We start from the raw sequence: 11,969 nt of genomic DNA, 5'->3' as shown, positions 1-11,969 counted from the left end.
CCCTTTATGCGTTTCTGACTTAGAGCCGGAAAAACCACAGCGAAACCATAATTCCCAGTATAATGGCGCTGACGTGTATTGATGTAACCGCCCGCATGGGATATTCTGCTCGCCCACGCCTATACTCCTCTTATGATGACCCGCACGAGCGGCAGGTCATGAAGCCGTACCCGCCGCTCGGCATCCTGTACCTCTCGTCTTATCCTTAAATCGCGCGGGCTTTGGCGTCGGCGTTTTCGACCGACGCTCTCGTCGCTGGCCGCTTTCGAGGCCGCCTTGGTCGCGGAAAATCGGCGGCCTCGGTCGTCGGCATCTACGCCAACCTGATGACCAAGTTCGCCGTGCTCAGATGATCCCGGGCAGCTGCAAAGCCGCCGGCGCGTGGTCGATCGGCGGTCCGGAGCCGCCCTACTACGCCAACGAGTATCTCCGCGCGGCGCGGATGTCGTCGTGAACGGCGAAGGCGAGCACACGCTCGATGAACTTCTGCCCGCGCCGACCCGCGCCGGTAATCGCGGCCCCGGAGTCGATCGCCGGAATCAACGGACACGCCGACGGCGCGCTCGAGCAGACTGAACCGCGCCCCGCCGATCTCTGACCTGTCGCGCCTACCGTGGCCCGACCGCGAGGCGATCGACATCCCCGAGTACCTGCGCATCTGGAAGACACACCACGGCCGGCCGTCGATCAGCGTGATCCACGCGCGCGGCTGCCCGTACACCTGCAAGTGGTGCAGCCATTCGGTGTTCGGCACGTCGCACCGCCGCCGCACGCCGGAAGACGCTGCCGACGAACTGCTGTGGATCAAGGAGCGCTACGCCCCTGACCTGGTGGTATGCTGACGACGTGTTCGCCATGAATCACCGCTGGTTCTTCGCGTACGCGGCAGGCACTGGACGAACGCGGCGTGCTGAAGATCCCGTTTGAGTGCATGCCGCGCCGACCGCCTAACCGAGCCGGTTGTGCAGCTTCTGGCGGACATGGGCTGTTTCCGGCTGTGGAACGGCAGCGAGTCCGGCTCGCAGCGGGTCCTCGACGCGATGGGCGCAAGGTCGAGGTCGCTGACGTGCGCGGCCAAGACCCACCTGCTGCAGAAGTACGGCATCGAGGCCGGCATGTTCATCATGCTCGGCTACGAGGGCGAGACGGTCGCGGACATCGCAGACGGTCGCCCATCTCAAGGAGGCCAATCCCGACATCTTCCTGACGACCGTGGCCTACCCGATCAAGGGCACGCCGTTCTACGCGAAAGTCGAGGAGCGCATCCTGAGCGACAAGCCGTGGGACGCGCGCAGTGACCGCGACCTGACCATTGGCGGGCGCGCTGCCGGCGCTTCTACCGACTGCCCGCGCTGGATGGTCAGCGAGGTCGCGTTTCAGCCGGGCGGCGAAGACCGGCGGCGTTGCTCAAACGCCGCGCCAAGCTGTGGCTGAGCGCGAAGATCGGCCGCGCCGGCATGGCCCTCACGTCACGCGAGGTCGAACGCACCGGCGCACCGGTCGCTGCCGAGGCCGCCGGGGACTAGCCGAGCAGCTCGATTCCATAGCTGGCTGCAATCGCCGCAATCTTTTCGAAATCCGGCATTTCGTCGGACGGCGGTGGAAGCGTACGACGACCAGCGGGTTCGCTCATGTCCACGATCAACTTCTCGAAGCCGCCGGGGGTAACAATGAACAGCATACGGCAGCCAGCCTCGCCGACCGTGTAGCGGTGCGGGCACCCACGCGGACCAAACACGTAATCGCCCGCGCCAGCATCGATCTTGCTGCTTCCGACCTCGAAGGTCACAGTACCCTCCAGAATCCAGAACGCCTCGTCTTCACGCTGATGCACATGCAGCGGAGCTTCCGCGCCTGGCGGCTCAGTAATTTCGATGATTGCCATCTGCCCGCCCGTGTCGGCGCCAGACGCCTTGATCACGGCGAGGCTGCCCATCCACCAACGCGCTTCCCCTTCGTCTGACGGGACAAATTTCGGCTCTGCTTTGTTCACCCGGTTGCTGATCTGCATCGTGTTGGTACCTTTCTTACTCCTCACCGTCCCGTAGATATTGAGGTCTAAGTGTGCAAGATCCTATACCAGATAAGTGGTATTGCTGGCATGCCGTCACCGTGTGTATAGTTTTCCCCCATGAAAGCACACGTAATGCAGCAGGCACGCAGCAGGATCATTCGAGCTGCCAACCAGAATCTGGACCTTGTGTCGTTCTGGAAGGAGGCATCCGCTGCTTTGGCGCGAGTCGTGCCGCACTATCTCTCGCCGTGTTGGTTTACGCTCGATCCCACGACGCTTCTGGTCACAAGCCACTATCAGGCGGAGATCCCGGAGCTTCCCCCGGAGTGGCTTGCCCACGAATACTTCACTGACGACTTTCACAAGATAGCGGATATTGCCCGATCGGATCGTGGAATCTCGACGCTGCACGAAGCGACGGGCGGCGATCCGAGTCGCAGCATCGCGTGGAACCAATACATGCGTCCGTTCGGCGCGGATCAGGAACTACTGCTCGCCCTGCGAACCCGTGCCGGTCACCGCTGGGGCCTATTGGGTCTCTACCGCGAGCCGGACTCTCCGCTGTTTACCAGCGAGGAGATGCACTTCCTGCGCGAGATGGCACCCGTCCTGGCGGAGGGGGCTCGGCGCGGGTTGATCATTGGCGAGGCAACGGACCCCGAAGGACCGGAAGCGCCGGGGCTCGTCATCCTGACCGGGAACTGGAGCGTCGAGTCGGTTACGCCGGGCACGGAGCGCTGGCTGGCCGAACTGCCCGACGGCGATTGGGCCAGAGGTAAACTCCCGCCATCGGTACTGGCCGTGGCAGGGCGCGCGTCGCACCTTGCCGGTGGCGCGGACGTGCCCGGCGAAGTCGCATTCGCACGGGTGCTCTCTCGCAGCGGACTGTGGATCGTGCTGCACGGCGCGGTGCTCGTCGGAAACGGCGATCGGCGTATCGCGGTCATCATCGAACCCGCCCACCCTGCGCGCATCATGCCGCTGCTCATGAACACCTATGGCTTGACCGAGCGCGAACAGGATATCACCGGGCTGATCTTACAAGGCTACTCGACCACCGAAATTGCATCGGCTATTGTGGTGTCAGCACATACGGTGCAGCAGCACCTCAAGAACATCTTCGACAAGACAGGTGTTCGCAGCCGGCGAGAGTTGGTCGGTCAGGTGTTCTTCTCTTACTACGAGCCCCGCTTGCGCGACAACGAACGCCGCTCGGTCACGGGCAAACCGCTCCGTGGCGGACCCATGAAACAGTCGCACCGCCACGTGAGGTAATGTCGAGGATCTTCCACGTGGCTGAGTGCGAAGATCGGCCGCGGCGGCAGTTACCCCGCCCGCAGAATCTTCTCCATCGTCTTGCCCTTCGCCAGTTCATCGACCAGCTTGTCCAGATAGCGGATCTCGCGCATCAGCGGCTCTTCGATGTTCTCCACGCGGATGCCGCAAATCACGCCGGTGATCAGCGCCCGCGACGGATTCATACCACCGGTGAGGTAGAATGTATCGCCGCCGGAGATGTTCAGGCCGCAGATGGCGTTGATAAAAACCCATTCCGTCCGGTCCCATGCACGTCCCGTAATACGCGATCTGCCCACCGGGGGTGGGGGCAACTACGATGACTACCTCATCGCTGCTTGCACCGCCGCCATCATCGGTTACGGTCAGTCTGATTGTGTGCGTTCCGACAGCCAAGTTGACCTGTGGTCCAATGCCCGAGGCGATTTCAACGCCATCGATTTTCCAGGCATATGAAACGATGGTGCCGTCGCTGTCGGTGCTTCCTGAACCATCTAAGGTTACCCACTCAGAGCCATCGTTACCGCTGTCGGTGACAGTCTGATCCGGTCCGGCGTCTGCTATCGGTGTGGTGGTACTGCCCAATGCGGCAAGAACGTCGCCCCCTATCACTTCTCGGATTACGTTTACTTGGTCGATGGCAGCAGCGGCGAACAGGCTACCGTCGGGGCTAAAGTCCGGCGTGGATGTATAGCCGGTATCTAGCACATCCAACTGCTGACCTGTCTGTGCATCCCAGATCTGCGTGGTTTCATCGTCACTTACGGTTGCTAGGGTTGTGTTGGTCGCCCATGAAATGGCTGCGATCCAGGATGTGTGTCCGGAAAGGGTTGTTACGACATCGAACGTCTCTGTATTCCAGACCTCAACAACACTGTCATTCGATCGTGGTACACCAGCGATAAGGGAGCCATCAGAATTGTAAGTGAACCTTGATCCCAACTGAAAACTCATCGTGAGAAGCTCGAATTCTCCCGTTGAAGTATCAAGCGCGTAGAAACCGGCGTTCGTACCGCCAAGATCGACTATAGCCTGATTACGGGCTGGACTCCAGTCGAAAGCATAGATCCCTGCTTTAGGAGTTGGTTCAAACTCACGGATCACCGTCCCCGCAGGCATGTCGACGAGTCGAATCGTGTGATCGCCGTGGCTTCGAATGTGAACAAAGGCGATGCTGTCGCTGTTTGCCCCCCACACGAATTGAGCGTCCGTACTAACTGTTTCCGCTATCTCGGCGACCCGTTCACCACTTTGCAAGTCCCATACTTGAAGCCCGAAATCAACGTCCTCTCCGGCTAGCGACACAGCCAACATCGTGCCATCAGGACTCCAGGCCATATGTCCGACCCGAAGCCCAGGAGTACTTCCGACAAAGAGATCGTATTCATCGAGCAATTGTGTAAAGTCCGACGAATACACTCGAACTCGCGCTGCATTTGTCACCGCAACCAAATTCGCACTTGGGTGCCACACGGGATACAGATAGTTGTCGTATTGCGCCCGTGACAACACTAGCGGATCCAGCAGAACCAACAGCAGACCAACAACTGCTAGTAGAGCCTTATGCGAAATGGCCTCATTCCAGTTTCTATTGATCAATGGAGTCATCACTTCAGTTCTCCTCCGGCCAATAGAGAGGTGCGAATATCTGGTCGGGTCCAATGTTGGTAGTCTCGTATGGAAATGCCTCAAAAGCGTAGGTATCTGCTAGCGTGAACGCTGCACTGTCTCGAAACTGCGCACAGTAAAATGGTCTGGGCCGTGGTCGCTGCAGCTGTCCTTGGCTAATGCCACCCGAAAAGTCAACAATGTAAGGAACCCGTAGAGTGCCGGACTGAATACGCACGCGAGCTTCAAGTGACGTATCGTGGATGTAGCCGAACGAGAGCGGGAGGCGGGTTCCGTCGCCGGTGATACGGACAAATTGATTGCCGGATTCATTTGCCAAGTAACGGTTCAGCGGTCGCATCCACGGCGAATCAGGAGGATAGACTCTCGAAATCGTCCGAATAGATCTGATCCCACTGGGGCAGGTCGAACCGCGACGTATTCGGAGCCGAGGGCGTCACCGCCGCCGACGCGGGTTGGAGGCCGCGGAACCCGTTCAGCGGATCGGGCGGCTGCGGCGTGCCAGGAAGCGGCAGCAGCGGGGCAGGGGTCACGGGCGCGGGATCGGCGAGATTACCCCCCCGATATTACGAGTAAGATTACGACGAACAGCGCGGCGATCCGGTGCATGGCACGGCCTTGTGACAGCGATGCGTGAGGATGCCCGCGAGGTATGATGGAAGGAGGATAGGCGGACGGTTCACAACAAAGCGTAACGCCCGCCTCAACGTGACTGCAAGTTACATTTGTATGATACGCGCGTGACGGAAGTCACACACCGTTATGGGTGGCCGCCTACCCCGCCCGCAGAATCTTCGCCATCGCCTTGCCTTTCGCGAGTTCGTCGACCAGCTTGTCCAGATAGCGATCCGCGCATCAGCGGCTCTTCGATGTTCTCCACGCGGACGCCGCAAATCACGCCGGTGATCAGCGCCCGCGACGGGTTCATCTGCGGGCCTCCGCGAAGAACGTCCCGAAATCGGCTTGCTTGATCGATCTGCGCGTCCAGTTCGGTCTGGCTGTAGCCGGTCAGCCAGCGGATGATGTCGTCGACTTCCGCTTTCGTGCGACCTTGCGCTCCGCCTTCTTGACGTACTCGGGATACACCCGTGCGAACGCCATTTTGTAGATCCGGTGGTTACTGTTCATCACCACCCTCCTCGCGTCCTCGGTGACCTCGATTGTAGCATTCCCGTCACGAAACATAAACACGTGTTCTACTTCAGGCAGCTCCGTTACCCGAGTTTCTCACCACGAAACTGCTCACCGTAGTACACGGCGACAACCTCGATCTTCCCAATGATTTGCGCATTGAAGGCGTGAAGTTCTTCCGCTGGAACCCAGAGCTCTCGATGGATGGAGTTGCCAACAACATGCTCGTCGAATTGGCTCAGGTAGCTGCGGGGCAATTCAAAGCGAGTAACCGCTCCCATGTAACCGGATTTGGCGTCTTTGGTGTTCCACTGCTGCGCAATTTGCGCCGCATACTCGAAATTCAGCACCGGATAGAAGATGGGCTGTTCGGGAAGCCGTGGGGGGAAGGCCCTAAAGTCAGTGTCCCGAATCAACTGAAATTCGAATAAGCCAACCGGACGATACAACGCCTGTGTCTCCATCCATGCCTCCCCATGAGCCTGCAAACTTGCAATCAAAGGATAGTCTCTACCCGAATCACAGAGCAATGTCCCGTCCATCACCCTGGGGCCGCATCCGCTATACTCCGCGCATGCGGCGCCTCGGACTTTTCGTGGGGATATGGCTGGCGTGCGGTCTGTTGATCGCCGCGACGGTTCAGGCCGGGCGCGCGATCGAGGCCCCGATCGTCTTTGCGCAAATTGGTGGCACCACCCCGGATCGCCTGCGTTACATGCTGGTCGACGCCCAGCGCGGCCAAACCCTCACCCGGCAGATCATCCTGCCGACCGGTTACGACATCGCGTGGCAGGATGGCGCGGTAGTCATGCTCGAACTGGGCCGCCGGCTTGAACTGGCCGATTGGACGTTCAGCGTGCTGGACACCGTCACGGGCGAACGCCAGCCCGTCCTGCGCGTCACCACAGCCAACACCGTGCAAATGCGCATCACCGGAGTTCGACCTGCACCATGCCGACGATGGCTACTACGGCACGCTGTACGTCCCGTTCACCGGCGACGTATGGGTGTCGTCACCCGGCGCGCCGGACGCGGTGAAGCTGGCGACGGTCACGCGGGGCCTGACACAACCGCTGGCGTGGTCGCCCGACCGGTCGATGCTGGCGATTAAGGCCGAGCAGGTCGTCGTGCTGCACCGGATCGGCGCGGACGGCACCGACTACGGCACCTTGACCGTACCGCGCACGACCGCTGTCAGTTGGTCGCCGGACAGTCGGACGATCCTGCTTAACCCGGTCGATCCGCGCCTTGCCGAACTCGAGGGGGCCGCACTGGTCGACGCCGCGTCGGGCGCAATCACCCGGCTGCCCGATATACGTCAAGGGACATGGTGCGGGGAGTCACTTGCAGCGCTCGAGGTCGAGCCCCGACTGAGCCTCCTCAACTTGACCAGCGGTGTTCGTGAAGTGCTGGCCGATTACAGGTCCTTCGGTGACTTGACCGTCTCGTCGGTCGAGGTGCTGGACGATGCGTGCCGGCGAATTCTTGTCGGGAGGGGCTTCCTCGCAGACGGCTTCCTAGTGCAGCGCGACACGGGTTCGGTCACCCGGATCGGGTCAGAACTGCGTGTGATTCATGTGACCGACACGACGCTGACTTATCAGACCCGTGTGGACGAACAACTCACGGTCCAGCGCCTGCGCTTCGACGCACCCTCCGAACCGGAACTGCTAGCGGCATTCTCGCGCCTATACGTCCCGGTGATCTGGCTGCCGGGCGGAGAACGCGGCATAGCGCTGGACTTCCGCACGTTGATCCTGCTCGACATCGCCGCCGATACGGCTATTCCGTTGAGCGATCAGATCGTGCTCGGATTCACGGTCGTCGATCGTTGAGTGTCCGCTTCGCGCTATAATGACGGCCTTACCTCTTCCCATGTCCGGACATCACTCATGGATTTCACTCTCGCCTTCGTGCTCGCGTGCGTTTTCGTCGGCCTGTCGAAAGGCGGGCTGATCGGTCCGATCGGCGGGACGTTGGCGCTTCCGCTGCTGGTGCAGGCGACTTACAACGGCGCGACAATCACCGTGCAGGGCGCGACCGGCGTGCTGCTGGCGCTGCTGATGATCGGCGACGTGTTCGCCATCCCGGCCTTCTGGCGCCAGTGGGATTGGCGCTACCTGCGCTACACCCTGCCTGCTGCGGTGATCGGCGTGGCGCTCGGCACATGGGTGCTGGTCTCGCTCGACTCGACCACGCTCAAGCGCATCCTCGGCATCGTGACCCTGCTGCTGATCGTCTACAAGATCGCCAACGCGGCGATGGTGCGCTACTTGCAGCAGGCGGCCTATGCGCACCGGCCGTGGCACGGCGTGCTGACCGGCGTGACAAGCGGCCTCGGCTCGGCGCTGGCAAACACCGGCGGCCCGCCGATGACCGCCTACATGCTGCTGCAGAAGATGTCGCCCAGCGCGTTCGTCGGCACGCAGACGCTGTTCTTCGTGATCGTCAACTGGCTGAAGGTGCCGGGGTACGTGGCCGGCGGCGTGTTCGACGATCTCGGCATGATCGGGTTGGCGCCGTGGGCGCTGCTGCTCATCCCGCTGCTGGTGTTCGGCTCGCGCCCGATCATCCACCGCGTGAATCACGCCGTGTTCGACTGGTTCATCACCGCGCTGCTGTTGTGGGCGGCAATCAGCTTGCTGACACAATAAGCCGACGCCCCTACATGAGGGCCGCGATCGCCTGCTTCAGAGCGTGATCGGCGTCCTGCAGCTTTTGCGTCGCATCGTCCAGCCACGCGACATCCGCGTTCAACTGCTCGCGCTGGTCGGTGAGCACCTGAGCGGTGGCCGACGGCGCTGCGCCGCCGATGCCTGCGCGCAGCAGCACGAACTGCTCGGGATTCAAAGCGTCCTGCACGAACTTATCGCTGACCTCGACTCGCCGGCCGATGACCTCCTGCGCCACGTCGCCGAGCAGTGCCGCGCCGAGGTCCTGCGGCGACAGCCCGTTCTTGAGCGCGTGGGTGACCATGCCGGAGACGATCCGGTGCGCCTGACGGAACGGCAGCCCCGCCGCTCGCACCAGACTGTCGGCCAGTTCGGTGACGGTCGTGAACCCGCTGGCTGCGCGTTCGCGCAGATGCGCTGCGTTGACATGCAGCGTGCTCATCACGGCCGTATAAAGCTCCAGAATCTCGAACGAAGTCTCGAGGCTTCCGAAGAGCAGCGGGAAGATTTCGTCTTCGATGTCCTGCGTGTCGCCGAACGGGATGTTGTGGCATTGCAACACGACGCCCTGCGCCTGACTGAGCATCCGGCTGATGCGCGCGCGCAGGTGTTCGAGCACGACCGGGTTGCGCTTCTGCGGCATGATCGAGCTGATCTGGATGAAACTGTCGTCGATGCGTATAGCGGCGCTTTCCTGCGTTGCCCGGAACAGCATGTCGTGGGTGAACCGCGACAGATTGACGCCGAGGCTCGTCAGCGCCGCCGCCACGTCGGTCAGGTTATCCGACGCGGCGATGCTGTCCCACGTGCTCGCCATCACCGAGTCGAAGCCGAGCAGACGGGCGCTCAACTCGCGGTCAACCGGAAAGCCGGTGCCGGTCAGCGCTGCCGCGCCGAGCGGACTCTGGTTGTTGGTGCGGTACGCGTGCTGCAAGCGCGCGGTGTCGCGCTCCATGGCTGCGGATACCCCGGCGATGTAATGGGCCATCGTCGTCGGCTGGGCGGGCTGCGTGTGCGTATAGCCGGGCATTAGCGTGTGCAGATGCGCTCCGGCGAAGTCGAGCAAGGCTTGGCGAAGCGCGTGCAGGTGACGGATCGCCGCGAGGGTCAGCGGGCGCAAGGCCAACCGCGTGAGCGCATATCCGAGGTCGTTGCGGCTGCGCGCCAACTGGAGGTTGCCGCCATGCTCGGCCCCGGCAATCTCGATCAGCCGCCGTTCCATCGCAAAGAACAGGTCCTCGACGCCGGACTGATAAACCAGTGCGGACAGCCCCGCTGCCTCGACCTGCGCCAGCGCGGCGAGCAGCGCGCGCGCGTTGTCGCGGGTGATGATGCCGCACTGCGCCAGCATGACCGCGTGCGCCCGGTTGGCCTTGAGCATCGGCTCGTAGTAGTACGTTTGCGCGTCTCGAAAGAACGGCTTCAGCACGTGTTCTTCATACAGCGGGTGCGGGAACTTGCCAGCGTGTTCTGCCACGATCAGCCCTTGATACCGGTCAGCGCGATGCCGTCGATAATGTAGCGTTGGAAGAAGATGACGATCAGCAGCAGCGGCACTACCGAGAGCGTCGCCCCAGTCATGATCAGATGCCAATCCGCCCCCGCTTCTGTCGAGAAGAATTGGATCCCGACCGGTAAGGTCATCATGTCCCGCGCCGACGTGATGATCAGGGGCCAGATGAACGCGTTCCAGTTGCCGAGGAAGTTGAAGATGCACAGCGCGCCAACCGCCGGCAAGGCGAGCGGTATCGCGATTCGCCAGAACAACCCGAACTCGCTCACCCCGTCCATGCGCGCCGCGTCCAGCAGTTCGTTGGGAACGCCCTGCATGAATTGGCGCATCAGAAATACGCCCGCCGCCGTGATTAAGCCCGGAAACGCTATGCCCCAGTACGTATCGACCCAACTTGAGCCGACGATCGGATGCACCGACATGATGTACCACGGGATAATCAGCATCTCCGTCGGCACCATCAACGAGCTGAGGAACAGGATGAAAATGATCCGCTTGCCGGGGAACTGATACTTGGCGAACACGTACCCGGCCAGCGAGTCGAAAAACGCGACGCTGACGGTGCTCATCACCGCGACCACGATCGAGTTCCAGTACCAGCGCGGCAGCGCCGTATCAAACAGCACGGTCTCGTAATTGGCGATCGTGGGCGCGACCGGGAAGAAGTTTGGACGCAGGATTTCGGTCGCGGGCTTGAACGAAGTCGCAATCATCCATGCGAACGGGACGATCATCGTCAGGCCGATCAGCGTCAGCATGAGGTACGAGAAAGTCTTATAGGGCCAAGCTGCAGCACGAGACATCGCGTTCAATCCGTAGCTCGGGTGGTCAGGCGCATCTGGACGATGGTCACCACCAAGATGATCGCAAACAAAAACACAGTCTGTGCCGCGGCGAAACCCATATCGAATCGCTGGAACGCTTCTCGATATATTCGCAGCACGACCGTCGTCGTTGAATTCAGCGGGCCGCCGTCACCCTGCGTCGTCATCGCCAACACCGGCGCAAACGTCCGCAAAAAGGAGATGGATTGCAGCACGATCAGGTAGACGATGCTCGGGTTGAGCAGCGGCAGGGTAATGCGCCGGAAGGACTGCCAGCGGTTCGCCCCGTCGACTGTCGCGGCCTCGTAGTAATCACGCGGAATCTGCTTGACGCCGGCCAAAAAGATGATGACCGCGAACCCCAACCCCTGCCAGATGATCATCGCCAGAATCGAGGGCAGCGCCTGCGTCGGGCTTTTCAGGAACGGCTGCTGGGGCAGTGAAAACAACGTCAGCAAGACGTTCAAGAACCCGAATTGTGGTTGATACAGCGCCCTGAACACCCACGCGATGGAAATGGTCGACGTGACAAACGGCAGAAAGAACAACAGCCGGTACAGCATGGTCAAGCGGCCGATTTCGTTCAGCATCAGCGCGACCAGCAGCGCAATCGAGAGCTGGATGGGCACCCCCAGCACCACGTACACGATCGTGTTGCTGAACGCGGCGCGCGTCACCGACCGGGGATTGTTCAGTTCGGTCGCCAGCCGTTCGTAGTTCTCCGTCCCGATGTACTCCTGCTCCTCCGCAAGCGGATTCCAGTCGTACAGGCTCATCTCGAAGGCGAACAGCGTCGGGTAAATACGGATGTATAGAAAGAAGATCAGCGGTATCGCTAGAAACAGATACGCCCAAAGAATCTTTTTCCTAGCAAGAGTCAGCTGAAACAT

Annotated in this window: 12 protein-coding genes and 1 pseudogene; 5 read left to right on the top strand and 8 right to left on the bottom strand. The window is 61.2% G+C overall.

The genetic code is table 11. The annotated features are described in order from the left end of the window. Positions 1 to 923: 923 nt before the first annotated feature. The gene (locus IPM16_15005; protein ID MBK9124411.1) at positions 924 to 1,298 is read left to right on the top strand and encodes a hypothetical protein; all 375 of its coding nucleotides are present in this window, start codon (positions 924 to 926) and stop codon (positions 1,296 to 1,298) included. 224 nt (positions 1,299 to 1,522) lie between these two features. Here the strand turns inward: IPM16_15005 and IPM16_15000 are convergent, their stop codons facing one another. Beyond that, complete coding sequence (locus tag IPM16_15000; protein ID MBK9124410.1) at positions 1,523 to 2,011, bottom strand: quercetin 2,3-dioxygenase; 489 nt, start codon at positions 2,009 to 2,011, stop codon at positions 1,523 to 1,525. 135 nt (positions 2,012 to 2,146) lie between these two features. Here IPM16_15000 and IPM16_14995 point away from each other — a divergent pair, with 135 nt between their 5' ends. Next, the gene (locus IPM16_14995) at positions 2,147 to 3,289 is read left to right on the top strand and encodes a helix-turn-helix transcriptional regulator (GenBank protein ID MBK9124409.1); all 1,143 of its coding nucleotides are present in this window, start codon (positions 2,147 to 2,149) and stop codon (positions 3,287 to 3,289) included. Between the two features lie 50 nt (positions 3,290 to 3,339). Here the strand turns inward: IPM16_14995 and IPM16_14990 are convergent, their stop codons facing one another. The 4 genes and pseudogenes from IPM16_14990 to IPM16_14975 form a co-directional block, all read right to left on the bottom strand. Then, positions 3,340 to 3,624 (bottom strand): DUF2200 family protein, encoded by a 285-nt coding sequence (locus tag IPM16_14990; GenBank protein MBK9124408.1) that lies wholly within the window; start codon positions 3,622 to 3,624, stop codon positions 3,340 to 3,342. A 1,665-nt stretch (positions 3,625 to 5,289) separates the two neighbouring features. Continuing rightward, a complete protein-coding gene (locus IPM16_14985) occupies positions 5,290 to 5,472 on the bottom strand; it encodes a hypothetical protein (protein MBK9124407.1) in 183 nt (60 codons plus the stop codon). 241 nt (positions 5,473 to 5,713) lie between these two features. Next, a pseudogene (locus tag IPM16_14980) lies at positions 5,714 to 6,067 on the bottom strand (DUF2200 domain-containing protein). Between the two features lie 86 nt (positions 6,068 to 6,153). Then, complete coding sequence (locus tag IPM16_14975) at positions 6,154 to 6,534, bottom strand: ADP-ribosylation/crystallin J1 (GenBank protein ID MBK9124406.1); 381 nt, start codon at positions 6,532 to 6,534, stop codon at positions 6,154 to 6,156. 65 nt (positions 6,535 to 6,599) lie between these two features. Here IPM16_14975 and IPM16_14970 point away from each other — a divergent pair, with 65 nt between their 5' ends. Genes IPM16_14970 through IPM16_14960 form a run of 3 tightly spaced genes read left to right on the top strand, consistent with a single transcriptional unit; the run spans position 6,600 to position 8,724 of the window. Next, entirely contained in the window at positions 6,600 to 7,181 is a 582-nt protein-coding gene (locus IPM16_14970; protein ID MBK9124405.1) for a hypothetical protein, read from the top strand. After that, positions 7,078 to 7,905: a hypothetical protein gene (locus IPM16_14965; GenBank protein MBK9124404.1), complete on the top strand. Its 828-nt coding sequence runs from the start codon at positions 7,078 to 7,080 to the stop codon at positions 7,903 to 7,905. The genes IPM16_14970 and IPM16_14965 overlap by 104 nt, the downstream gene beginning before the upstream one ends. 57 nt (positions 7,906 to 7,962) lie before the next feature. Further along, positions 7,963 to 8,724, top strand: coding sequence for a sulfite exporter TauE/SafE family protein (locus IPM16_14960; GenBank protein ID MBK9124403.1), 762 nt, complete (start codon positions 7,963 to 7,965; stop codon positions 8,722 to 8,724). A gap of 10 nt (positions 8,725 to 8,734) precedes the next feature. Here the strand turns inward: IPM16_14960 and argH are convergent, their stop codons facing one another. Genes argH through IPM16_14945 form a run of 3 tightly spaced genes read right to left on the bottom strand, consistent with a single transcriptional unit; the run spans position 8,735 to position 11,969 of the window. After that, entirely contained in the window at positions 8,735 to 10,219 is a 1,485-nt protein-coding gene (argH, locus tag IPM16_14955) for an argininosuccinate lyase (GenBank protein ID MBK9124402.1), read from the bottom strand. Between the two features lie 2 nt (positions 10,220 to 10,221). Next, positions 10,222 to 11,058 carry a carbohydrate ABC transporter permease gene (locus tag IPM16_14950; protein ID MBK9124401.1) on the bottom strand — a complete coding sequence of 279 codons (837 nt, stop codon included), beginning with the start codon at positions 11,056 to 11,058 and terminating at the stop codon, positions 10,222 to 10,224. Between the two features lie 5 nt (positions 11,059 to 11,063). After that, positions 11,064 to 11,969 (bottom strand): sugar ABC transporter permease, encoded by a 906-nt coding sequence (locus IPM16_14945; protein MBK9124400.1) that lies wholly within the window; start codon positions 11,967 to 11,969, stop codon positions 11,064 to 11,066.

Origin of the sequence: Candidatus Flexicrinis affinis, assembly GCA_016716525.1 — a bacterium.
Taxonomy (GTDB): Bacteria; Chloroflexota; Anaerolineae; order Aggregatilineales; family Phototrophicaceae; genus Flexicrinis; species Flexicrinis affinis.
This window is presented reverse-complemented; position numbering and strand designations above follow the sequence as displayed.

What these genes read in the sequence shown, in the direction of transcription:
- IPM16_14995 (MBK9124409.1), top strand. Translation starts at nt 2,147, where the DNA reads ATGCAGCAGGCACGCAGCAGGATCATTCGAGCTGCCAACCAGAATCTG.
- IPM16_14970 (MBK9124405.1), top strand. Translation starts at nt 6,600, where the DNA reads ATGTCCCGTCCATCACCCTGGGGCCGCATCCGCTATACTCCGCGCATG.
- IPM16_14975 (MBK9124406.1), bottom strand. Translation starts at nt 6,534, where the DNA reads ATGGAGACACAGGCGTTGTATCGTCCGGTTGGCTTATTCGAATTTCAG.
- IPM16_14950 (MBK9124401.1), bottom strand. Translation starts at nt 11,058, where the DNA reads ATGTCTCGTGCTGCAGCTTGGCCCTATAAGACTTTCTCGTACCTCATG.
- IPM16_14945 (MBK9124400.1), bottom strand. Translation starts at nt 11,969, where the DNA reads ATGTTTCAGCTGACTCTTGCTAGGAAAAAGATTCTTTGGGCGTATCTG.
- IPM16_15000 (MBK9124410.1), bottom strand. Translation starts at nt 2,011, where the DNA reads ATGCAGATCAGCAACCGGGTGAACAAAGCAGAGCCGAAATTTGTCCCG.
- IPM16_14960 (MBK9124403.1), top strand. Translation starts at nt 7,963, where the DNA reads ATGGATTTCACTCTCGCCTTCGTGCTCGCGTGCGTTTTCGTCGGCCTG.